Annotated in this window: 16 protein-coding genes; all 16 read left to right on the forward strand. The window is 55.3% G+C overall.

What is annotated here, in order from left to right:
* Positions 1–191: 191 nt before the first annotated feature.
* Positions 192–1,421 (forward strand): AAA family ATPase, encoded by a 1,230-nt coding sequence (locus J1C54_RS08645; RefSeq protein ID WP_229146431.1) that lies wholly within the window; start codon positions 192–194, stop codon positions 1,419–1,421.
* Positions 1,418–2,413, forward strand: a complete 996-nt coding sequence (locus tag J1C54_RS08650) for a ParB/RepB/Spo0J family partition protein (RefSeq protein WP_229146432.1) — start codon at positions 1,418–1,420, stop codon at positions 2,411–2,413. Before J1C54_RS08645 ends, J1C54_RS08650 begins: the two co-directional genes overlap by 4 nt.
* 1,103 nt (positions 2,414–3,516) lie before the next feature.
* Positions 3,517–4,431 carry a hypothetical protein gene (locus J1C54_RS08655; RefSeq protein ID WP_229146433.1) on the forward strand — a complete coding sequence of 305 codons (915 nt, stop codon included), beginning with the start codon at positions 3,517–3,519 and terminating at the stop codon, positions 4,429–4,431.
* Positions 4,432–4,942: 511 nt separating this feature from the next.
* Positions 4,943–5,626 (forward strand): class I SAM-dependent methyltransferase, encoded by a 684-nt coding sequence (locus tag J1C54_RS08660; protein ID WP_229146434.1) that lies wholly within the window; start codon positions 4,943–4,945, stop codon positions 5,624–5,626.
* Positions 5,623–7,002 carry a PfkB family carbohydrate kinase gene (locus tag J1C54_RS16740; protein WP_229146435.1) on the forward strand — a complete coding sequence of 460 codons (1,380 nt, stop codon included), beginning with the start codon at positions 5,623–5,625 and terminating at the stop codon, positions 7,000–7,002. Before J1C54_RS08660 ends, J1C54_RS16740 begins: the two co-directional genes overlap by 4 nt.
* Before the next feature lie 46 nt (positions 7,003–7,048).
* The gene (locus J1C54_RS08670; RefSeq protein WP_229146436.1) at positions 7,049–7,996 is read left to right on the forward strand and encodes a ParB N-terminal domain-containing protein; all 948 of its coding nucleotides are present in this window, start codon (positions 7,049–7,051) and stop codon (positions 7,994–7,996) included.
* Positions 7,997–8,035: 39 nt separating this feature from the next.
* The gene (locus J1C54_RS08675) at positions 8,036–8,620 is read left to right on the forward strand and encodes a hypothetical protein (RefSeq protein WP_229146437.1); all 585 of its coding nucleotides are present in this window, start codon (positions 8,036–8,038) and stop codon (positions 8,618–8,620) included.
* A gap of 11 nt (positions 8,621–8,631) precedes the next feature.
* The gene (locus J1C54_RS08680; RefSeq protein ID WP_229146438.1) at positions 8,632–10,959 is read left to right on the forward strand and encodes a helicase C-terminal domain-containing protein; all 2,328 of its coding nucleotides are present in this window, start codon (positions 8,632–8,634) and stop codon (positions 10,957–10,959) included.
* Between the two features lie 58 nt (positions 10,960–11,017).
* Positions 11,018–13,795: a S8 family serine peptidase gene (locus J1C54_RS08685; protein WP_229146439.1), complete on the forward strand. Its 2,778-nt coding sequence runs from the start codon at positions 11,018–11,020 to the stop codon at positions 13,793–13,795.
* Between the two features lie 17 nt (positions 13,796–13,812).
* Entirely contained in the window at positions 13,813–14,037 is a 225-nt protein-coding gene (locus J1C54_RS08690; protein ID WP_229146441.1) for a hypothetical protein, read from the forward strand.
* A 691-nt stretch (positions 14,038–14,728) separates the two neighbouring features.
* Entirely contained in the window at positions 14,729–20,521 is a 5,793-nt protein-coding gene (locus tag J1C54_RS08695) for a strawberry notch C-terminal domain-containing protein (protein ID WP_229146443.1), read from the forward strand.
* Between the two features lie 20 nt (positions 20,522–20,541).
* A complete protein-coding gene (locus tag J1C54_RS08700) occupies positions 20,542–20,979 on the forward strand; it encodes a hypothetical protein (protein ID WP_229146444.1) in 438 nt (145 codons plus the stop codon).
* 26 nt (positions 20,980–21,005) lie between these two features.
* On the forward strand, positions 21,006–21,410 hold the full coding sequence (locus tag J1C54_RS08705; protein WP_229146445.1) for a hypothetical protein: 405 nt from the start codon (positions 21,006–21,008) through the stop codon (positions 21,408–21,410).
* 57 nt (positions 21,411–21,467) lie between these two features.
* Positions 21,468–22,694, forward strand: a complete 1,227-nt coding sequence (locus J1C54_RS08710) for a hypothetical protein (protein ID WP_229146446.1) — start codon at positions 21,468–21,470, stop codon at positions 22,692–22,694.
* Between the two features lie 419 nt (positions 22,695–23,113).
* On the forward strand, positions 23,114–23,545 hold the full coding sequence (locus J1C54_RS08715) for a TnsA endonuclease N-terminal domain-containing protein (protein WP_229146447.1): 432 nt from the start codon (positions 23,114–23,116) through the stop codon (positions 23,543–23,545).
* Positions 23,546–23,648: 103 nt separating this feature from the next.
* Positions 23,649–24,880: hypothetical protein (locus J1C54_RS08720; protein WP_229146449.1), on the forward strand; the 1,232-nt coding region annotated here is incomplete at its 3' end.

Genomic DNA, 24,880 nt, shown 5'->3' on the forward strand with positions numbered 1-24,880 from the left:
ATCGCCAGTAAGGAAAAGGTGTGCGTGAAGCAAAAAACCTAACTGCACAGTAAGGAATGAGGGGTCTCAAGTCAATAATCAACAGCGCAGTGAGATATGGCGCGCAAATATCTACAAAACGTTGTGCGCAGTGAGAAATACTGGCAATATTCTGTGGAAACCTCACTGCCGGAAACCAATAAGGAGCACAAATGGACCTCGCGACCATTCATGCCCGCGCCGAAAGGATGATGTCAATCATCCGCGAGGCCGCGATGGCCCCCAATTCCACGAAAACCTTTTCAAGGGTGTTTAGCCGAGCCGAGGTGGCCGAACTGGTGGATCGATCGCCAAGCCGCATTGCGGGCATTGAAAAGGAACTTGTCGAGCAGGGAGCCCTTAGCCCGCTCATTACCGAATCGAATGTCCGCCTGAGATATGGCATCCAACACGTTCACGAGCTGCAGAAACATTTCGGCACGCAACCCTGGCGGGATAGCGAAATCGATGAGCCCCTCGTCTTGGCCATTACCAGCCTCAAAGGTGGCGTCGGCAAAACAACAGTAGCCTTGTATACAGCACAATATCTGGCCTTGAAAGGCTACCGGGTTTTGCTTGTGGACATGGACAGCCAGGCGAGCACAACGTCCGCCTTCGGTATCGTGCCTGATATGGATCTTGGGGTGAACGATACGATTCTGCCGTTCTTCGAAGGGGAAGGGGGGCGCGAGTCGCTCCATTATGCGATCAAGAAAACCCACATCCCCGGCCTAGACCTGATCCCGACCAATTTGGTGGCGTTCAACATTGAATGGTCTTTGGCCGCGTCGATCCTTGAAAGCCGAGAGAATCCTGAAAAAAGGGAGGAATTATTGTCGCTGCTTAATCACGGGCTTAACAGCGTTAAAGATGACTATGACATCGTCATCCTGGACAGCCCGCCGAACCTCGGCGTCACGACGATGAACATCCTTCGCTCCGTGGACGCGATGGTCATCCCCTCCCCCGCCCGAGTAATCGACTTTTCAAGCACAGTCCAGTTTATGACTTTGCTGAAAACGTACGCGCCGAAGTTTGGCGCTCGCCGGGAGTATAAATTCCTCAAGATGGCGATCACCCTTTACGAGGGATCGCGCCTGAGTACGCAGCGTTGGTTCGGCAGCGAAATGATTAATGTATTTGAAGATGCGATTTTCAAGGTGCCATTCGTCAAGATGGCCGAGATCGAGAATACAGCGAGCTCCCTCAAAACAGTGTTCGAGGATGATCGCCCGCAAAAGAAGGCGCTTGCCATGGTGGAGCTCTTTTGTAAGCAGATCGAGGCGGAAATGCTGGGCACCTGGCCGTCACGCCAAAAAGAGTCTTTTCGGCTGAGAAAGGAACTGGAAAGGCATGGGCTTGAAGCCCCAGAAGACCGTAGCGTAGAAGGGGGTGCACAATGAGCAAGAATAGTCGCCGCCCGGCGCTTGCCGGAGCCAAGGACATGCCGGTCGCGGTTTCCGATGGAAACGCAGACAAGCTAAGCGACAACAAAGGACCCTTAACGACACTTGACGCGCTGAGTAGACAGCCGGCTCAAAAGCGCAGCCAGGTCGTGCTTGAGGTAGACATCAATGCCTGTCGCCTCTGGAAGATGGCGGACAGGAAGGATGAGGGCGTCACGAAGAAGGCGATCGAGGATCTGGCTCAGTCAATTCGAGAGCAAGAGCAGCGGGTCCCGGTTATCGCTAGGCCGGTGGAGGGCGACCCTCAGATCAAGTACGAGATCGTAGCCGGTCGCCGCCGTTTCGAAGCGTGCAAGCTCATCGGGAAGAACATCCTGGCCATCGTCAAAAGCATGGACGATCAGGAAGCCTTCGCGGTCATGATGATCGAGAACGATGACCGGATCGACATCTCTCCATTCACTCGTGCGCTCAGTCTTAGATCAGCCCTTGATGAAGGCATCTACGAGAGCCAGACTGCATTGCTTGAGGCGCATAACGAACAAAGCTCCCATCGGAAGTACACCAAGGGGAACATCAGCAAGATGCTCACCGCAGCCAGGCTGACGAGCTTCGATTTCATCTGGCGCCACATTGATCACCCCTCGACGATCGCAGTGGATGACGCTCGTCGTCTGGTGATTGCTTTGGAGGGCGACCATGAGGGGGTGGTTAGCAGGCGAGTTGTCGCAAAGCTGGCGAGAATAAATAGCAGCGAGAGCAGAGATGCCCTCACCGACGGACAGATCATTGCTGACTTGCTGCGAGCGGCGCTAACTTTGGATGTCGTTAGCCCTGTGGTTCACGAGGCGGCTAGAGGAGGCGTTACAGTGAAGGGTGTTCTGAAGGCTGGGAAATACGTAGTCACCGCTCAAGGGGATCTGTCAAAACTAAACGATGACGATTTCATGGGGGCAGTTAAAGATCTCTACGATAAAATCAAACAATGATGCCTACATTCATTGTAAGGCCCCTCTCGAGGGGCTTTTTTTTGGATGGAGTTCTGGCGCTGTTCCTGTTGATGGCGTTTAATTAAACAGCTTTCTCGATAGCGAGCCGCCCGAGATCAGCGCCCCGATGGCGTCAGTGAAGCGAGGGTTTCGGCTGGAAACCTCATCTGATTAGCCGGCCTCCTTCCGTGTCCTCTTCAGATCGACTCCGCCCAGGTTTCCAATGGAAACTTGGCTGGGAATCAAAAAGTTTCCACGTGGAAACTTCTGAAACGTAGAGCTGGCGCGGTTTCCAGCGATTTCACAGTATCTGAGACTCCGTGGAAACGTCTCTGCTATGGATGGTTGCCAATGGCCGCATCGTCTTATGGGTGCCCAGGTTTCCAATGGAAACTTGGCTGGGAATCAAAAAGTTTCCACGTGGAAACCTCTGAAACGTAGAGCTGGCGCGGTCTCCAGCGATTTCACAGTATCTGACACCCCATGGAAACTCCCTGCCATGGATGGTTTCCACGGGAAACGCAGGCATAAACAAATCTTGCTGTGAGGCGCAGCAATCTAAGGCAATGGGCATCCTGTTCGACAGTAATGGCCGCCAGCCTGATTTTCGCCCAAGCCGTGCGAGCCAAGCCTGGCGGCATGATGTGGGACGCCCACATGGGCCGCGTCCGTTAAAGCCCCGGGGATGAAGCCTCACAAACCATAACCGAAGACAGGAAGGGAGGCCTTCCTGGTTGGCTACCGATTAGATCTACGATATGGGGTGTAGAGTGCTTGCTAATGTTTCCACTAGAAACCAGGCATGCAGTGCCTCAGGCCTGATTTGGCTTCAGCTGCCAACATTGGTCGCTGGCGGTGTCGGCAGGCGGCAGCAGTCGAGGGCTAAGCGCAGGAAGCGGATTATTGGTGTCTCCGGCCTCGTTTCTGGCTCCGGGAATTTGGTAGCGGCTATTCGTCAATTTTATCCATGGCAACCCAAAATATGGAACAAACCAGGCTTCGGGGTGGCGATAAAATGTTCCCTAGTAACATAAGGTTATTGACCGAAGGGGACGGCGTAGCCATGATTAAACGTGCCACGTGGCACGATTAGGATTAAGAATATGGACCCACACGCAGCACACGATGATGCTTTCTCCGTCGCCGTGGATTCGCAGTCGATTGCCCTGTTGCCGGTGGAGGATCTGCGCCCGAGTCAATACAGGGGCTCTGCCGGGTTCCCGGTACCGGCGAGGGCTCATATCCAGGCAGTTAAAGAGCTAAGACCCGACGTTGTTGTTGTCGCCCGGCAAACCCAAGAGGGTCTGGAGATACTATCCGGCATTCGATTCTGGCTGGCGGCGCAAAGCGCCAAGATGGATCGTGTCCCGGTGCTGGTGGCCGAGGATGTACCGGAGGCGCTGGCAAGGATCCGGGTGTTGGAGGATTTTGGGGTTAAGCAATCCGACCCTTTCGATCTGGCAGACCTGATTCATGCCGAACAGATGCGGATGCGGAAAAGCGCCAAGAGAAAGTCGGCAGCCTCTGCTGACGGAAAAGCGAAGTCGGTGAGAGGTCCTCGGTCAGCATCTGCAGCTGCGCTAAGTCGCGCCTTCGGGATGAACGAATACACGCTGCGGCACTTGCTGAGGCTGCGACGTCTGGATCCCCGGGTAAGAGAGATGGTTCGCCGCGGCGCCCTCAGCCAAGGCCATGCCAAGACCCTGGTTGGCCTTCCATATCAGCAATCGGATTTTCAATATGGCTTGGCAAAGAAGATCGTTGAGCGTGGACTTACTGTCCGGCAGGCAGAAAAGTTGCGTCAGGAAATATTGAGCGGCCCGAAGAAGACGGGAAGCAATGACGCAGACATCCGTCGGGAAGAAATGGTGATCGCCGAGGCCATAGGGTCCAAGGCAGCCATTCGGTGGAATGGGAAAGAGGGCTCTCTGGTTATTCACTTCGGCAGCCTAGAGGTTCTTGAAGGCATTAAACAAAGACTGGGGATTCTTGCAGATGACGACGATTTAGGCGTCTGACCCGTATCGTCGTTCGCGTCCTGAAGAACAGCTAAGCCAACGAACAGTTAAAGACCACGGCAACCCGCCTACCACGCCCCTGCGCACCAATTGCAAGCCATCGATCCCGAAAAATACCCCTGACCCCCGCCCCGATTTTTATCCATGGGCGAAAGTACGAGGGCGAGGGAGAAAGTGAGGCCAAAAGCCTTCATCCGTGTCCTGAATTGCATTTCGCAGTGAGGTTTCCTTTGGAAAAACCCGATTTCCTACCTGTATTAAGGGGAAAGAGAGATGTTTGGCCTGCGCCAACGTACTTTCACCCACGGAAAGATTTTTCGTACGTGCTTTCACCCACGAATAGCTAAATACGAATGAGAAGCACTACTGATATGGCGTTGCGCTCCAGTTTCATTTATGAAACTGATTGGTAGCGGAGCGGGCAGCGGCTCTTTCGATTCCAGTATGAAATACTTTCCACGTGAGCAGACTGGCGGTATCGTCAGAAGACTGTTGGAGCGGATTGAATAGAATGGCCCTGAATGAGTACGGCGACACACTGATAGAAAATGATGGAAAGGGAGCTGATATAGCCTCCCAGCGCCTGGATGATCTCGATAGCCGCTGTATTTCAATGGCGAGGGTCGCCTCCATCGAGTGCCCGATTGTTGTTCTCGATGTCGGTGCGGGGCGCTGCGCCATGGCGAACGCTTTGGCCGCGCTGCCCTCTGTTAAGGCGATCGCTGTTGATCCAGGCGACTACAACTCTTTTGCGGAGGATGGCGTAACCTACATCAAGAGAACCATTGAGCAGTTCCTGTCGTCGGAACCGGTTCCAGAGTTTCATCTCATATATAGTCAGCGCACTATTCACTACCTCCCGTTTGATCAGGCCAGCGCCGCCCTTGCCGCGGCGGCCGCGCGCATTCAGAGCCCGGGTTATTTGTTTTTAAGCGCGAGCGGGATGGGGACAGAGCTTTCACTTGGATACCCGGCTGTAGAAGAACCGGTTGATCGACGGTTTGCAAAGCTCGCTCCAGACATGCAGGAAAAACACGGCATCCGCCAAACCGTATGCCTCTATTCGCCGGACGAGCTGTCATCCCTCGTCGAGGCATCAGGCTGGGTGGTCGTTGACGTCACAGTCTCGGAGTTCGGGAATGTAAAGCTAGTGGCTGTTGCGAAGCGGCACATCGATAAGGGGGCAGCACAGTGAGGGTCCTTGTTATCGGTTCTGCTCATCTTGATATTATTGCGGAAGCCACGTCGGGGGCAGGGACCATGGATCGCCCCGGCCGGCTACGAATCCATGCTGGCGGCACGGCATACAATTTGGCAATCAACCTGGCCAATCTTGGCGCCAAAGTTACGTTTATGAGCGCGTTCAATGACTCGGCAATTTCGGCGATGCTCATTGATGAGATGGAGTCTCAAGGGGTGGTGGTTGAGCCTGTCATCGACACAGGACTCCCAGACTCCGGGTTCAGCGCGCATATTGATCAAGGTGAAATCACCTCCGCAGTATCTTCTATGGCAGTAGAGCGGCACCGGTTTGGCCGAAGTGATGTGGCAGAACATATCACCCGCCATGACTGGGTCGCCCTGGATGCCAATCTTTCCGTGGAAAGCCTTGCAAGCATTATCGCTGAAGCAAAAGAGCAGGGGAGGCCGTGCTCGTTGCAGCTTGTTTCCGAGGAAAAGGCATTGAAGCTGGGCCGCCTGCCTGCTCCGGATTTGGCGCTATGTAATTACCGCGAGCACCGCCACTTGATGTCGAGCGTGGGCGCGTCAGATATCAATGGCCTTGTTATTGTGACAAACGGCCCCGGCCCGGCTGTTGCTTATAGAGGGCCCAAGCTAGAGGCCTCATCCCGCCCCGAAGAAGTGGAGGGCATCGTTAACACCTTAGGAGCCGGAGATGCCTTTGCGGCTGGCGTGATCATCCAGTGCGCAAAGCATGGGTTGGTCGATATCGACGCAGCGATGGACGTGGGACATGCCACGGCCGGGGAAATCCTAACTCGAGCAAACTGCAACCTGGGCAAGCATGATGTGCTTAATCAAAGAATGAGCGACCTTGCCAAGCGAGCCAACAGGGACCAGCTTACCGGCGCCCTCAATCGGCATGGGGGCGAGGGCGCGCTGGAACAGCTGGCGGCGTCGGGATCTTGTTTTGCGGCCATGATGGTTGATATTGACCACTTCAAAGACATCAACGACACCTACGGACATGATGTCGGGGATGAGGTCATCAAGCTGGTAACGGCGAGAATCAGAGACAGCCTCCGAGATCATGACTTCCTGATTCGATGGGGCGGAGAGGAGTTTCTTCTGTTGATCCCCGGAGCTGATGAGGGCACTGCGATCAAGATTGGTCAGCGTGTGCTGGATCGTGTTCGCCGGCATCAGGGTGTTGCATCAGGCAGGGCGACGGTTTCTGTCGGGGTTGCTATGCATCAACCCGGCCTTGACGGCAAAAGAACGGTGAAGGCTGCAGACGAGGCGCTGTACCAGGCTAAGCGAGCCGGCCGGGACAGGATGGTGGTAGCGCCTGGAGGCGGACTGATTGAAAAACAATCGGCAGTCGTGTAGATTCCCGTATGATATAGTATCCGCGTAATACTAAAAGGTATCCGCAATGGAAGATGGCCAGTATGTCGAGATCGACCCAAGGCGCGTAGCTCCTCGCCTTTGGTCGGATCGTGATCCAGAGCAGGCGGCCGACGAGGATGCCCTGCGAGGTCTCGAGTACAGCTTTTCCGTTGTTGGGCAGTTGCAACCAGGTGTCGTCAGGGCTATGTCGGCGGAGAGGCAAGCGGATTACCCAGATTGTGAATACGAGCTGGTAACCGGCTATCGCCGCTTGCTGGTATGTAAAAATTTGGGCCGACCCTTTAAGGCGATTGTTCGCGATCTCTCAGACGCGGACGCCCATAGCGCGATGGTTTCTGAAAACGATGACCGGAAGCCTGTTGTTGAGTTTGAGCGCGCCATTTCGTTCAAGCATGCATTGAACATCGGCACATACGATAGCCAGGATGCTTTGGTTGATGGCTACAACGCCGACAAGGCTGTAGGTCATATCGATAAAAGCAAGCTCTCGAAGATGCTCAAGGTCGCGGAGATTATCGACATCGATTGGTTCGTTGCCGCTGCCCTGGATCTTTGGGAAATCAAGATCGCCCCAGGATACAAGCTCATGACGTCGATCGATCAGGATCTCGAGGCTAGAGCAATTGCTCGCCGCATCTGTGAACGTCAGGTTGCCAAGTCTGGCGAACGATCCATTAAGGCGAAAGCCCTCATTAAAGAAATCAACGAGGCAATAGATAAGAGTAAAAACCCGGAGAAGGAGACCCCTCTGGCGAAAGAGTTCAAGGGGAGCAGAGGTCAGTCGCTTGCAGTTACAAATGCGAACCTGATCTTTAGGGTCCCTGCTGATCTTGCTAAATCGGCTACACGGGATCAGATAAGAGAGTATTTCGAAGAGCTGCTGCCACACATGATTATGGCGTATGACAGCGGCGATGAAGGTCAAGGCGGCTCGGTTGATCAAACCGAAGATGATGATTCAAGAGCTGCATAAGCGAGTTATACAAACACTAAACCAAGATGGGTGGGTAGCATGAAAAACGCATTAAAAATTATTGCCGTAGCGGTTTTTGGCATGGGTATTGGCCAGGCGGCCATCGCAGATAAGTGCAACTCGCCTGCTGCCGACTCTGAGTGTGTGCGGTTTGGCGCAACGGAAAAAGCGTCTCCCGGCGGCTCCGGGGGCGCCGTAACGCTAATTAGTGAGACGGGCGATATGGGCGACCAGCCCAAAGGCTGGACCAGAGTGCTTGACCGAACCATTCAAGTTGAAGGGCCGACATTGGGAACGTTTTTGTTGGCTGTTGAGTATCTATCGCTGAAAGAGTTTTCTGCTACATTTAATGCCCCGGAAGAACTTTGCTATGGAAACGCGAGGGCGTACCTGAATGGGGAAGAAATAATCGGGTTTACGCTAAAGCAGAAGGGTAGCACCGTAACAGGCGCTGGAAGGCAGTATACAATAGACTGCTCTACCGGGACTCCCGTAGAAATGTCAGGAACACACAACGTCTACTTACCTGCTGGCGAGCACCATATTTATGTGGAAACGAAGGGAGCTGATGGCAAGATATACACCTTGCCGTCATTCGCGTTTCGCTTGGTTGGCTTTCAATAGAGCGGGATAACGTGAATCAGCAGAGGCAAGACGCCTGGGGAATGCTGGAGGCTCTTGAGAAGGGGCTAAAGGGGTTCTCCTCTCGCAATGAGCAAAGGGCAATGATCTCCTCGGGGGTGATGGCCCTTAATGCTGACAGCGATGAAAAGATAGCCGTTATTGAAGCCGGTACTGGAACGGGCAAGTCAATTGGATATTTGGTGCCATCTATTGCCGCTGCAATTAAAGATAAAAAAAAACTTATAATAAGCACCGGAACCGTCGCGCTTCAGCATCAGCTCTGGAGCAGAGATATACCCGCGCTGCTTGAAGCAAACAATCTTTCTCTGAAGGTGGCCTTGGCAAAAGGCCGCTCGCGCTATGCGTGCAGCTTAAAGCTCAGGCATATCTCGGCAGGCGGGCCTGCGTCGGCCGCAGCGAAAAGAATGGCCGAAAGATACGTTGGCGGCGCATGGAAGGGAGATCTTGATGAGTGGTCAAGCACGCTAGACCAACAAACCCGCCAAGAAGTGACAGAAACTGGCCCCGGATGTCTGCGTCGGAAGTGTCCAAATTTCGCCGAGTGCGCTGCTTTCAATGCCAGGGGAGAGGCGGCGGCAGCGGATATAGTAGTTAGCAATCACGCATTAACGTTGCTCAGCTTATCTAGCCCCCAGGGCGGACCAATTGGGATTAAGCCCGAAGAGTCCATCGTTGTTTTTGACGAGGCGCACCATATTGATTCGGTGCTAAAAGATTCTCAGTCGATCGACTTAAATATCAATGCACAAACCCGATGGGCAGAGCAGGCGGCGACAAAGATAGCTCTGATGTTTGAGTCCGCTGGTAGTAATCGCGCGGCCCAGGAAATTAAAGGATTGCGCGCGTGGGACGGACTCATCGATCAGATGAGGCTGCTTGGCGAACGTGTTCAGTCACTCAAATATCAGAGTACGGGCGACGCCCATATTCATCGATTCAGAAACTCGAAGGCGCCAGACCATATAACGGCGGCGCTAAAGCAAGCATCGGGATCAGCGTCGGCGATTGCTGTCACGTTGGACAGGCTGATAGAGCAGCACCAATCGAAGATAGATTCTGCCCCGGTCATTGCATCGCAGCTCCGGTCTGCGCTTGAGCGGATATACACACTTGGCGGATCGACTGAATCTCTGTCGAAAGCGGTCGAAGAAAATAGCCCGAAGGCGCTGTGGGTCGAAAAAACGGCAAGCCGGGAGGGTGACGGATATAGCATTAAGCAAAAGCCGCTGGATGTTTCGAAGAAAATGCAGGGCATTTTGTGGGATAAGGTCCATGCTTCAATTGTCACATCTGCCACGATCACTGCACTAGGGGAGTTTGACGACTTTTCTCGTCGGGTCGGATTGGCTGATCGCAAAGACGTTATATACAAACGGGTTGGCTCGCCGTTCGATTATCAAAGGCAGGGGGAGATAAACCTTTTGCCAATGAATGCTGAGCCACAAGGTAAGGCAGCGCGTGAATTCGAGGAGGAGGTAATTCGCAGGCTGCCGGAACAGTTTCGGCAAACGCGGAGTGCTCTCGTGTTGTTTACGTCACGAGGAATGATGCTACGAGCCTTGAAGGCGATCCCCCCGGAATTAAGAAAGGGCGTGCTAAGCCAAGATGACTTCGGCAAGAGAGAGCTGCTTGATCGGCACAAGCTCGCCATCAATTCAGGGCAATACAGCACGATTTTCGGGCTTGCATCCCTGGCAGAGGGACTAGACCTTCCTGGAAAGTACCTCGAGCACGTTGTAATCACAAAGCTGCAGTTCGGCTCTCCTGAAGATCCCGTTTTTCAGGCTCACTCTGAGTACCTGGAGTGCCATAATCGCAACCCATTCGCCGAGCTGTCTTTGCCCGATGCGTCTACAAAACTTGTCCAGGCGGTAGGCAGATTGATCCGAACAGTGGATGATATCGGGCGGGTCACTATTATGGATAAGCGTATTACAACGAAGCGCTATGGGAAGCAGCTGTTAAAGGCTCTCCCGCCGCTGAAAGTGGTGAGCACGAATGACCCGGTAGACTTATCCAGATTTGGCGTCCAATGCGAAGATAGGAGCCAACTGGCAGAGCCCTGTCCAGCCGGCGAGGCTGTGACGCCCCTGGCTAACGCGAAGCCGGCACCTCAGAGTCAGGCGTGGCAGCCATTCAGTGACGAGCTGCCGTTCACTCCCGCGTCAAGGAAGGCGGGAGGCGCCCGCAAGACGGCAGGGAAGGCTAATGCTCTGGATGCGCCCCCCTCTATACTAGACGAGCCTGCCGTCACTCCTTGCGAGTCCGGATCAGGTCGCCAGTCTGGTGATCTAATGGCCCCTCCATCCATATTTTGATGTTGCAATATCCCGTATAAAGGGTAATATACGAAACATACTAGCTTAGGAGCTGGCCATGTCCTCTCAATATCGTGTTTCTCTGATTCTTGCTTCCGCGCTGGCAATGACCGCCTGTGGCGGCGGCTCGGGTGGCGGTGGTGGCGGCTCAAGCGCCGCCGGCATGCGCGCGCCAACGTCGGTTATTGCAACTGAGACAGCTGGCGGCGATGTGGCTATTACATGGCGAGATAATGCATCCGCGGAAGCTGGCTACCGAATTCTAGCCAGAGATGCCATTGCGCCGGGGGCCATCCCCCAGGCAATCTCGTCGGAGCTACCGGCCAACACCGAGTCCTTTGTCGCCACAGATCTTCTCCCTGGCATTAATTACGATATTTTTATTGAGGCCTTTAATGATGACGCGACAAGTCTAGCCTCGACATCAATCCTGGTTGATGGCGGAGGAGAACGATTTCTGACGGCATATTTCGAGGTCCAACCGGGCGTCTATTACGAGGCCGGTCTGGCTGGTTCAGGGAACCATACCGAAAACACTGCTGCGCCCATTCCTGTTGGCGCGACGGTGATCGGCTTGGCAGATGGCGGCACCGGTAGCTCCGATTACTTCTTCGCGGAAAACGTGCCTGCGGGTTCAAGCGTCGTGCTTACATATCTGCAAGAGCACCCTAACGAAGACCTGGATGTTGATGTGTTCGATACAGACCTCAATGTACTGGCATTCTCTGCTGCGCCGGCAGGTGTCGATGAAGAAGCATCGATCCCGTCTGCTGGAGCCGTGATTATTCGTGTACTGCGCGATACGGTGAATTCCTGCTGCGGTCCTCAGAAGTACTCCCTTGCGATATTGACCCCAGCCCAGCAGCTTTCTTACTCACCACTTACAACGAGCATGGCCAAGGCCCTGTATAGCTCGGATGCTGAGACTGTGCCGTATACCGCAGTGAAGATTGACAAGAGAGGGGCGTCGAAATCTCGGGCTCTTTCAGTAGCAAGGGAGCAGTCGGAAATCGTTTACGCCAACAAACGTGGCGGGACTGTTGAGCGAATTTCGTTTTCTCGACCATCGGCCCAACGATCCATCGGAGTAATGCAAAACAACGCTATTGAGGACAAGCGCGACACGGTTAAGCTGGTGAAGCAGTACGCGAAGATGAACCGCGGCGCCAGTGTGATCCCGGCTGTGATGTTGAACCAGGCCTCGATTTCGTTTGCGTCAGGCACTCCCCCGGTCAGTGACCCGCTGGCGGCAACAGACTGGCAGTTTGCCGCGCACAACGGCGCTGAAGGTTGGCTGTGGACCCGAGGCCTTGACGCAGACGGGACGCCAGTAACTGTTGGCGTTGTCGATAGTGGCGTGTATCCGACCGCAGACCTAAGCGATGCATTGTTAAATGGCTACTGGGTGTACCGCGACCCAGAGGACCGGTTTGGGCCTTTGGTTACCAACAATTTCCAAGAAGTTGGTGCCAGAGGCAATGGGCTCGCTAACACTCACGGGACGATGGTCGCTTCTATTATTGCAGCCGAGAGGAATAATGGCGCGGGCAATACAGGATACATCCCTGATGCGAACATCCTGCCGGTTAGAGGAACCGCACCAGGGGAGAGTGCTTATGACAATGCTGCGCTGGTTGCGGCTATCGAGTGGGCAACAGACAATGGCGCCGATGTAATCAACCTGTCCGTGACATCCGCCGAGCAAGGCTGGAGCCCGGTTGCGGAGGGCGTTTGGTATGCGATTAGTAATGATGTGCCTGTAATGGGCGCCGCGGGGAATTCTGGTTCCCGGCTGACTCCAGGTAATGTTCTCGTCGGGCTATACGGTAGAGATGATGGGGCTTGGGGCGTAACTGCCTATGCCCGTGATGGAGACATCGCGTCCTACAGCTCATACGGCCCGTATGTCCATATTGCTGCGGCCGTTGGAGAGGTTGCGGATCAAACGTGCGTCCTTGGCATTCTTGGTACCGCTGAGGATCCTGTTAACCCGGATCTTTCGGACTTCTTTGAAGGAACGCATTGCGAGATCGGCACGTCGTTCTCTGCGCCAGTTGTAACCGCCGCGGTCGGCATGATGAAGGCAATTAATCCGGATCTGACCAACGTGCAGTTGCAGGCGTTGCTCCAGGCTGGCGAGCTGACCAATGCAGATTCGGGCGGTGCATTCACGGAAGAAGCAGGTTACGGCTTGATCGATTTTGGCAAGGCAGCTCGAGCGGCTGCGTCTGGGCAGATCGACACGTCTATGGTTAATGTGTCTGGCGACCTGGACTTCGCGGGGTTCCGTACGGAGATGCCGCTAACCATCGATCGTGACGGCTTCCCGGGGCACTCTCTTGAGTTTTCCGGTGTGCCTGCCGGCATCACTATCACAGCGGCAGATGTGGACGACTCTGGGTTTGGTGATTATCTGGTGACGTATGATCGTGATGTTGCCGCTGAGGCTGTGAGCGCGACAATCACTGTAACCACCAGCGAAGGCAAGATGGATACCTTCGCGATTGCAGGCTATACCGCTGAGGCTGGAGACCCAGCAGCGTCCTATGTAGGCATCGCACAGATGGAAGTTTGGCAGGGCGACACTTTTCTGGCGTCTGGCGCTGTTGAGGCAGTGGGGCCTTTATTGCTTCGCTTCCATGCAACCAAGGCGGCTACGGGCTTTACGCTGGACTCAACTCCATACTTGTTGATTCTGACACACGATACAGACGGTGATACAACGTCTGGTCAACCCGGTGAAGTGGAACAAGGCGTTCTATATAGAACCGTCGCAGATGAGTCTGTAAGGCACACGCGGTTGGGGCCCTTTCCTGTCACCATCTCGCTGATGTAAGCGGGATAGAGCGCTGGATGGCTGCTCTGGTGGCAATTCATTGGGAAAAAGGAAAGTTATTAGTTATGGCCGACAAAGAGCGCCCGGAGTTCATCCGCAGTAGCCGGGAAGATGGCGTTAGCCGTTTCGGCCGGATGGCGTTCGATGAGGCGCACCAGGCAGTACCAATGGGCAAGGGAAAACTTGAGCACATGGAAACACTACGCAGAGATTACTGCGACAAACCCAAAAGCGGCCAATAGGAAGACGGCCTGAGGTCGCGTTTGAAATGAGCAACAATCCCTTTAGGCATGCGTCGGCTCTGATAGGCCAACCCATTGGCGGGGTGTTTTAGGTGCGGCGCCCATTCTGGTTCGTGACAGTTTTGGGGTGTGGCATGGCGCTTTCGGCTGCGTTCCTCGTTTTCGGGTCGGTGTACCGAAAAGAGGTCGCTGCAGATGTCGAAGTCATGCACCAGGCCATCGAATGCGTCCAAAAGAGATGCTCGCTTGATGAGCAGCACCGAATGGCGATCGACTCTAAAGGAGTCGGGCCGGTGTGGTTTGCGTGGGTAGGGCGCCTAAGGGCGGAGCAGATGGGGGATCCTCATGCGGCGGCAGCCCAGGCAATGCAATCGCTTGCCGGCCATCAGCTATACCTATTCCTGGTGTCTCTTGGCGAAGCCGGTTGGCTATTGGTGCCAGATTCAGTCTGGAATGAGTGCTTGATATCGCTGCCATCCACGAGCTCCCCGCTGCAATTTCTGTGGGAGAGGGCGCTGGGCCCTCGGGCGAGCTCGAGTGCATGTTCGACGCTTGAGCGGCTTCTGGCGGGAGGCGGAGACAACCGCTGACAGCGCTTTTCCTGTCCAAGAACCCCTCGAAAGCAATCTCTTTCCCTGATGCCCCATAATCCCGTATTATATACTTTATACGAGATTCTTTAGAGGGCGTTATGATGGACACGATTGCATGGCCGGACTTCTCCGCGCATGGCATGAGCCTGAAAGTACTGGCAGTGAAGGGCAGGCAGGTCCTGATTATGACGGGGGATGCCGACCCGCATGCTGACGGCTTGAAGAAGCTGGGCTTCGTGCAATCGCCCTCCGCGAAAGCGTGGATTCATACGGGCTACACTAAGCCTGATGGAACCCTTCGCGCGTTTGACCCCGTGGCCTTCAAGGCGGTATTTGAGAGCGTGCGAATGGCGCGCATTGCGGTGTCTGACATTCTGCTTGGCCAGCCATCTAACCCTGCCCCGTCGCAGGAGCCATCCGCCAGCAACCAGTCGGCTAAGTCCGCCAGCCCCACCCCAGCGAAGCGTGCCCGCTCTGGATCTATCCGTGACCTTCAGGAAATGGTGCAGGATTTCGTCAAAGAACACCGGCTGCCGCAGACCGGCAAGGTGTATCTCGTCACGCGCCAGGACACTGCCATCGCCACCCCGCTTGAGCTGTCATATTCATGGGGGGGGATTCTTAACGGCATTAATGTGCTTCGCCTGGATCAGACGGCCAATGCCTGGCGCCGCGCGATGGAGCTTGAGTCGGAGGGAAGCCATCGCTTGGTCCGCGGCCGGACCGCCGGCAAGGCGCTGTCTAAGGAAGATCTTTCTGCTCAGGCCGCGTTGATGTTGCCGCTGGTGCGGGCTGGTGAGATAACGCAGGATCCGCCGGAGAAGTGGTACGCGGATCATGCCGATGAACTGAAGGCGAGCGCCACCGGTGAGGATTTGGATGCTGCCATTTTCCTTGGTCGCAATGCTGCGGGCGAGTCTGTATATCGTCTTGATGGCGCCCGCTTTGCTGCGGTCGGTGCCGGCGCTGGCGGCCCGTCATCGGCTAAACGGATTGTTCGAGAAGGTGTTGGTGAAGAGCTTTGGCGATTTTTGCGTGCCGGTGATGCCAGGCAGCCGAAGTGGCGTGACCTGCTGAACTGTGTTCATGCCCACCTAACGGGGCGAGACAGTGGTCCGCTCAGTAGCGGTGAAATCAAGTTGCTGGCACAGCAGATCTTCGAGGTGGCGGATCCCGCCCAGCGGCCTCTGGCTGAAGATGCTGCGCGTATGGAGTCGGCCATTTCTCACACTGTTGACGCCATCGAGGCGGTTGTTGCTTTTGACTTGAACAAAAAAGTTCGCACCGCATCCAGCCGTGAAGAAGTCTTTGATTTGTCCCTGCGAGCCAAGGATCGCCAGACCCCGCCTGGCGCAGCTGCGTTGCCGTTGCCGCTGGCGGCGGCTATGCGCCGCACCCTGGGGGACCGGTTCTACAACCTGGTGGACTGTAACGCCCTGAGCCCAATCTTTCTGGCCCTGGCGCCATCTACTGCCCTGGCGACGCTGTTGATCCCGGGTGGTTTTGGCGAGCAGCAAGATCGTCGTGAATGGTTTGCCGCGGTAACCCAAGGCATTACCAATCGGTACGAGACACAAAACCGTGAACTGGGTGCACCGGAAGGCTCTGAGCGCATGGTCGGCACGTTTTCCCGCGATCCTCGTGACAGCCGTCCTGGCGGCCCCGGGTACGGAGTGCTGCATGACGTATTGCGGGTAACTCGCAATGATCATTTTGAGTTGGCCAAGTTACTCCCCAGCCTGCACGAACGAGGTCGGGCGTGTTTCGTGATTGACGCCGACGATGAGCCTGGTGTGATTGGCGAGGCAAGCAAGGGGTTCTTCTCTTGGCTGGGGGATCACTACGAGGTGGCAGGGGTTGCCGACCTCGATCGGGACCTGTTCTTGGCAGACGCTGACCGTGCTGCGGCCAAACCTCGGCGCCTTGTGGTTATTGGTGGGCGCCGTGCCACTCCTGTTCGCAAGGAGCTGGATCTCGCGATACCGGTTATCAAGGGCTACGAAAGCCTGAATCAGTACGTGAGCGCCATTGATACGAGTTTGTCTGCCCAGGATGCTGAATTGGCGGTAGCAGACCGTATGGATGCGAAGGTTGCCAATATGGCTATTGATGACGACGGCAGCCTCCAGGTGCCGTACCAGCCGATCGCTGAAGGTAAGACGGAGGCATGCATCCCTCGGAACCTGGCTGGTGTGACGTTCGCCGCGTTGAGAAAAATGAAGAAGGAACTCTGCCCGACCGAGTCGCTGAATGACTTTGTTGCTCGTGAGCTGAAGATGACTCGTGAGCACGCCGACAAGGTGCTATCGCCTGAGCAGATTGATGCGGTGGGTCTGGGTATCTACGCAATACGCCGCGGGCGGGCGCCGATTGTTGGTGATAACACGGGTACCGGCAAGGGGCGGGTGCTGGCGGCCTTGGCGCGCTGGGTGCAGCTCCATACGGATTCGCCGGTGATATTTCTCAGTGAGCGCCGAGATCTTTGTGAGTCGATTCTTGAAGACATCTCTGATATCGGAGAGATCCAAAACATTCGGCCGTATGCCATCAGCGATCGCCTGGTTCTGCAGCATCAGGGCACAGTGCTGGATACAGGGTCAAGCAAGCGAAATGCGGAATATATCCAGGCTCTGAAGACGGGCACGGCGGATGTCCGCAATGAGCGTGGCCAGATACCTAACCTTTATCTGGCAACTGCTCGGGTGGCCAGCCTGGATAACGACAACAGGAAGTTTCTTACCCATTTGACCAGTGACTCGAACGCGGTGCTGATTTTGGACGAGGCCCATAATTTTGCTGGAGCTTCCTCCAATGCTGCCGAGTACATGGAGGTGCTGACTCAGCATGCCTCGGAGGTCATTTACAGCTCTGCCACCTACGCCAAGGGCGAACACAACCTGGCGCTTTACCACCGCGCGCTGCCCAGCAAGATTGAGGTGCCGGAATTGAAGGAGGTAGTTGGTCTTGGAGGCCTGCCGCTTCAGGAGGCTGTCGCGCAGATGCTGGCGGAGGATGGCGTGTTTATGCGTCGCGAGCGGGCCATGCAGAATCGTGAACTCATCAGCGTCGTGGACGAGCAGCGTCTCGAGCGCAACCGGGCGCTGGGAGATGCCTACGCGGAGGCGATGAACCGCCTGACCCGCATCCAGGGCAAGGTCATGCAGGCAGCACGCAATTGGGTGACCTACACCGCTCCCAAGAACATGGCGAAGCTAGGTGTTGGTGGCCGGGGCGTGAGGATCGAGCCCAAGCAGCTGAACATTCTGGATGCTGGCTATTGGTCGACTGCGCACCATTTGACGCGCCAGTTCGTTCTCGCATTGAAGGCGGACCTGGCGGCCGAGGAGATGCTGGACTCCATACGCAATGGGGACAAGCCCGTGCTGGGCCTTGAGAGCACCATGAACAGCGTCATGGATGAGCTCTGGGAGCGCCGCGCAGTAGAGCAAGCTCTTGAGATGGGCTTGAAGCCGGAGACCGATGAGTTTGATGCCGTGGTGCTCCGGCTTAAGCGCCAGCCGATTAAACTCGATGAGCTGCCTCATTTTGGTCACGCTATTGCTCGCACTGCAGACAATTTGACGAAGTTCAGATTGGTTGTCAGCGAGAAGGTGATGGTTAAAGGCAAGGAGCGCACTCGCCGGAAAAATATCTCGCTCACCCCGCGTGACATCTACGACATGCTTGATGGCGCTGACCAGAAGGCAATCCAGAGCGTTATGGAGGAGATTAAAGAGGTCCGTGAGTTCGCAGCGAAGTTTTCCGATCTGCCTGGTGACCCCATCTCCTACATCTTGAACAAAGTGGAAAAAACGCCGATCGAGATCGAGCGCCTGGTTGATGGTGAGACGGTAAAAGAGGTGGTTATGCCTCGTGTGGCCGAAATGACGGGCCGCGGTTACCGGTTAGTGCAAACGGAAGATGGCTGGGTGCAGCGGACCAACGAGGCGGTTAAGGATCGTATTGGCGTGCGTGATGGCTTCAATAATGGCCAGATCGACGCCCTGCTGATTAACACGGCTGTCTGCTCCGGTCTTAACCTGCATTCCGATGCGCGTTATGGGGACACTCGCCGGCGGTGCTTTATTAATGGTCAGTTGGTGGGAAACATCGTTAAGCAGGTTCAGATGTTTGGTCGGGTCGATCGTAACAACCAGGTGGTTGACCCGGTATACAAGACCCTGTCGTCTGGCCTGCCAGCCGAGCAGCGACTTCTGGCCATCTACAACCAGGGCCTGCGTCGGCTTAGTGCCAATACCACCGGCAACCGGGAGAGCATGCACGAGGCAGATGCCATCGACATTCTCAACAGCGTGGGCGATGAGGTGTGCCGGCGATATTTGGTGAACAATCCAGCAATGGCCCGATTCTTGGACCTGACTGTAATGAGCACACCTGATGGCGCGTTCAAGGTTTACAACAGCGCCTCGCAAAACGATATCAAGACCGTATCCAATGTCTTTACTGCCAGACTGGTAATCCTCGACACGGCAACCCAAGAGCGGGTGTACCGGGAGCTCGAGCGAGAGTACGCAGCCTATTTGCAGGAGCTGGAAGTCAAGGGCGCGAATCCTCTGGCATCCAGAATGCTGCCAGGGAAAGTCCAGATGATTGACGACTGGAGGATTGCAGGCATGGACCAGGCTGTCTCCACCAGCTTCGACAAGCCTCTTAATATGCTTGAGCTCCGGTACCGCAAGAAAATCGCAGCCATTACGCACGATACCGTCAAGCGGGCAATAAGCGCTGGCCAAACCAATCTGGAGCGCGATATATCCTCCCACCAGCTGGACAAGACTGACGGGATGGTCGCGGTAACAGAGTGCTTACGGGTCAACCAGGCGTCGCTGCTACAAGATGTACGTGAGAAGTTGGCTACGTCCACCGGCGATATCGAAACCATCATAAATAACCGGTCTGCCGAGATAGACCGGATGCGAGAAGTTGTTCGTGACCTTCAGCCCGGCGCTATCGTTCGCTACATGGAAAGCGGCAAGGTGGTGCGGGGCGTCATTACCAAGATATCCCTGCCCGAGGCCCAGAGAGGCTGGTGGAGCACCAAATTCGAGGAGGGCAATGATCCGGTAGAAGCCGCCAGCCTCCTGGCCAAGCCATCTCTATGGTCGATCACGATGATCAGCGCAGAGTATGGAACCAGAACAGCCCCTTTGAGCGCGGTCATGGAGGACGAGAACTTCACCACAGAGGGAACGCTCTATACCGACGCCCATCCTCTGGCAGCCCGTTTCCGCCGTGGCGTTTCTGTTACTGAGCCAAAAACCGCATACACACTGGAAGGCAACCCCTTTACCGCGGCTCAGATTGCACACAGCCGCCAGCTGGGTATCGAGCCGGTGGCCTACACCAATGAAGCGGGGGAGAGCAGAGCCGGGTTCCTCATCAAGGCCGAAAGCCGTCAAGTTGCGGCGCTTCTTGAAATGCCTATCCCGGCGCCACGCCATGACCTGCCGATCGCATTCTTGAATGCTCACCCCAAAACCTCGCTTTCGCTGGCCCCGCGAACTTACAAACAGCACAAGCGAACCTACCAGGTGCCCGAGCTGAAAGTTCGAAAGGGCGTCGGCTCCAATTGGCAGGTATCGATTGCCAATACCACTCGGTGCAAGCAGTACTGGGAGGGCACCCATATCAAACATTTTCTCGCCGACTCCTTTACCGCGGCCGGGAAGCAAACGCTGGTCGCCAATGTACAAGACCACGATATCGGCGCGCTCATGGCCTGGCTGTGGTGTGACGGTGCCCGCTTTGAGCTGCCAGTGCGGTCCAGAAAATGGATTGAAGAGTACCTAATTCAAAACCCCGCGGCGCCAGAGCCTATTGATGTGGTGCGAAACCATCAGTCAGCAGGCGGACTGGCGGCCACCCCCTAACAAACAGCAGGAATACCAAAATGATTAAGGAGCAAACGAAAGTGTTTATAGAAACCGAAATGCCCTCGTCGCTTAAGGCAATCTTGCGCCGTCACCTGAAGATGATTCGTAGTCACCACTTCCAGGTTCGTGATAACACTGAAATGGGCGATCTGGTTCTCACCGGTGAGCCAGGACATAACGACGGCGAGTACACGATTACCTTAACCAGATCCCTTCGCGGAACCCATGAAACGTTGTTCCAAGCAATCTATCGCGATGAAGAACTGGTGGGCGGCAAGAGCCAAGCAGAAGGTGACTGGTCAGAGGCGGAGGTGGAAGAGTTCATAGCAGCGATCTCCGCTGGCGGATCCTTCAAGGCTGCCCCCGCCTGGGAGCAAGTACACCGGTTGACGGAGTTTCGTGGGGCTACCACTGATGAAGAGTTCGAATCCGGCGAGGTTGAGCTGGTTGAGTAATCCCCGGGACGTACTGGAGAGGGTGTATGCGCACGACTGATGCTGCAGAGGCAGCCTTACTGGCTATGGGCGACCCCCAGAAACGGGAGGCCATCCTCAATCCGGAAAGCCGACCCCAGTTTATCCGAGAGGCAGCCCCAGATCTGCCGGCCCACCTGGTAGAGCTGGCGGGTACGCACTTGTACGCCAAGCTGGTAAGAGAGATGGACCGGCGGCTAAGGCTTCGGGCGGCCCCCTCTACGGATATGGGTGCCCCACCGTCTTTGGGTAACCTCCAGCCAGGCAGCCTGGATAATAAGGGGGTGGCTGGCGGCCCAGGTGGAAGCCCGGGCCCGGGGGGTGGCCCCAAAGAAGGCGGGGGAAGCCCTACTCGTACGGTAGAGCAAGTCAGCCCGTTAGCCGTCAGGCTGCCCAAGCCACCCGGGCTGTGATAGCACACAAACTTCAAATAATGTACTATATGCGAAAGATTTCGTATCGAGAGAGCCATGTATATTGCGCGCCCCAAAAATGACAAAACGAAGGACTTCATCGCCAGCGACCACCCCAGAATGATCGCTGCGCTCAAGCAAACGCTGTTTCATGGCAAGAGCTTTGGGCGAACAATTTCGTTCGAGATCACGCAGGGGCCAACCGGTACCAGGCAGGGCTATCTGCTTGCCTCCCATGGCAAGATAAACGGTGGCAAATTTATTGAGGAATACCGCCTCATCCACCCCGTAAAGCTGAACTACCGGCCCGCAACTCAGATACGTGCGGATCTTCCTGAAGATGAGGCAAAGGTCCGCATGGCGCAAGTTGATGCGATTAAGGCGGCCCGGGAAAAGGCTGAGCTGGCCGGTGATATTGGCGCCGAAGTTTTCGAGTTCCATCCTGTCGTTCCTGGTTCCCCGGAGTCGTTGTTAGTTACTACTGATGATGCTGGCAACGAACGAGACATGCGCCTGATTGATGCGCCACTGGATATGCTGAAGCAAGCCAACTTGCCAGGTGATCTGCTAGAGAGTGGGCATCTAACCCAAGAGGACTTCGAGCTCTATAACTCTTGGTGGAATGAGGCGGCAAGCCGTGCCGGGCACCATTTGATTGAGACCAGGCCCGAGGCAGGGCAGTTTCTGTGGTCAGAAAAGCCTTTCGCTGCGGTTGAGAATTCGGCCGGTGATGTGACCTGCTCAATCTTTATTGTTGAGGATCCGCGAAAGGGCAACGTTAAGGGCATCGATGGCCTCGAGTACACCTTGGGCAAGAAAGAGGTGGCGAAGATGCTGGCGGTGGATCTGCCGGAGCTGAGTGGGAATGACGTCAAAAATATTATTGAAGACAAGAATATTGATGCGGAAACATACATCTTCCCGTTCCGTAGGATTTCAAAGCAGTCCGCACGCAAGGAGGACAAGCAAACATCTGAAGATGTCGAGATGGCTGTGTCGTTCAACCCAATGGCGGTGACGAAGTTGCCCGCGGTTGCCAGGTTTGTAATTGATCGGGTTCCAAACTTGAGCCCCGACTATCTTGATGGGCTTCCCATCGAGGCCGTTGAGGAAGCCGCCCTGACGTACGTGAACAGCATGAGGAACGCGGTGGTGGTGTTGCTCAAGGAGGCAGTATACGGTTTTACGACTGATCCAGAGCTTGTTGGCGAGATTAAGGCGTCCGCCGGGATTGATGACATCAAAGAGGATGTCATTACTCCAAACCCAGCATTCCAGATATAAAGCGAGAGGAACGGGCTGGTTCAACAGGTGCAAGCTGTTGCCAGCCGCGTCTTGATGCCGTGTGACGAGCCCTGGGCGTTGGAAGAAGAAATATGTTGTTGCCCATGGTGCGCGTGACTGCTTGATTGCTTCCTAGCAGTAGAAAATAAGCCCTTCTCAAGAAAAGCCTGCCCCCGCCTCTTAAAAATCCCACTAACAAGCCATGCGAAATATCGTTCTAAACTGCGGCCGCGGCAGATATGCCAGTACGAGGCTGGCGCCAAGGTGTGCCAAGGTGGAAAGAGTCACGGAGAGAGGAAAGGGTCGTGTAATCTACAAATAAAGTTGGTAAATAACAAATAAAGTCGGTAAATAGCAAATAAAGTTGGTAAATTCCAAGGCCTGTGGCAGAGTCCAAGTATCTCTGTTGGGGCCTCAGAATGACCGAATTGAAGCTAGACGATCGCACCCTTAAGTGGATTCGTGATGGTAGAGGGTTCGGAAGCGGCAAGGACTATGTGCCTTGGCTCACTGTTAGAGATGTTTCCTCCAAGGGCCGCGTCCATAGGGTCCAAGGCCACCTGAGCCAGCGCACACATCACTTACTTTCAGATCTTGAGCTTTCCACCTTCCTCCTGCTCGAATGGAATCCTCGGGTATCAGACATTCGAGAGCAGTTTCCGCTTAATGTTGACGAAACGCGTCAGATTGCAGAGGAGCTTGGAATTCGTCACCCCGCTGTATCGGGAAATACACAGGTGATGTCTTCAGACTTCCTAGTCGATATGCAGCATTCGATAACTGGGACCGTGAAGAAGCTAGCCATTCAGGTTAAGCGCAACCTACCCGTGGTTGACAAGCGATGGCGCTAATATCTTCTTTGGCACAAGCGACGGCCAGGCGCCACTGCACGGGCAGGGGAAGTATGAGGTCCGGTGCCTGGACGGCATCACTTGCGACCTTGTCAAGAATACCATGGAGTCCACTGACTCAACCCGCGAAGTTGCGGTACTGGGCCTTTGGACCCAGGGTCGAGCAGTACTCATCGACAATATGCTCAACAACACAGACTGGGGTGTCGGCAAGGTGCCGTCTCGGCAACGCCTGGTCAAGCTGTTTGATGACGGTGAGGCCGGTTGGGTAAGGGTGGGCTCGGGCAGAGAGAATTTTGGCGATACCACGCTAAAGACTATCCCCGGCGCCAGTGGCAATATCAACTTTATTGATTCGATCGAGAACAAGTTCAATCATGATCGGAACCTGCGCCTGAATATTCCGCGCGATGTGGCGTGGCTGATCAGCAACGGCACTGCGACAGACGTGGTCGCCTTTGACGACTGGACAGATCCCCACTACCTGATTTCTTCAGAAATGGTGCAAGCCAAATCCGGCGCGGAGATGAAGGGCGACTTCAAGCGCATTCAGAATGCGGCAACCGGCCTTTACCGCTCACCGGGCTTTGGCGAAATCGTCGGCCCGGGCGAGGTGGAACGGGTTGCCCTGGGCGGCGTGCGTGGCAAAGGCTTGTTTTTAAGGCCATCATCCGGAATACGCTATACCATTCCTGGCGGGCAGCATCGGGACCTGACACAGGATGTCTGGTTTGTCGGTCTGTTTGTGGACCCGCGCATGAAGAACGACCAGCAGTTTCGCCGGCTGCTGGAATTCCCCGACGGCTCTGGCATTGATCTCAAGGGTTTGCATTCTGTGAGTCTGGTAAGCGCTGCCGGCGAGCGCCATACCTTTGCGCTAAATGCTGCGCTTGCTTATGCGGCATATAATCACCTTGGTTTCCGCATCCATCCTCAGGGCGCGCGAGTGGAAGTGTTTCGCGATGGCATGCTGGTGGCAGACTGGCACAAACCTACTGGCGCTGATCCAGTGCTGGTCATGTCACCGGGCGACCTATGGGTGGGACGGGCTGCCAACACAACCAGTCCGGTAAACGGGTTTCATGGCTGGGTGGATGAGTTCAAGGTCGTCGGCCAGGCGCAGGACATGAACGGCGAAGAGATCTGTAACCACGCGTTGGGGTCCGTGGTGGCCCTGCAGAGTGACTCCGCCTTGCAGGAAAAAGCGCGCGCCATACCACCCATGTTTCACGACGGTATCCGCAATGCAACGGCGAGCAAAGCAAAGTGGTTCCTGTGTTTTGCCGATACCAGAAACCAGGATGGCTGGGTGGATCTGAATAACCTGCCCAGTGA

Origin of the sequence: Alcanivorax sp. 1008 (assembly GCF_020667895.1) — a bacterium.
GTDB lineage: Bacteria > Pseudomonadota > Gammaproteobacteria > Pseudomonadales > Alcanivoracaceae > PGZG01.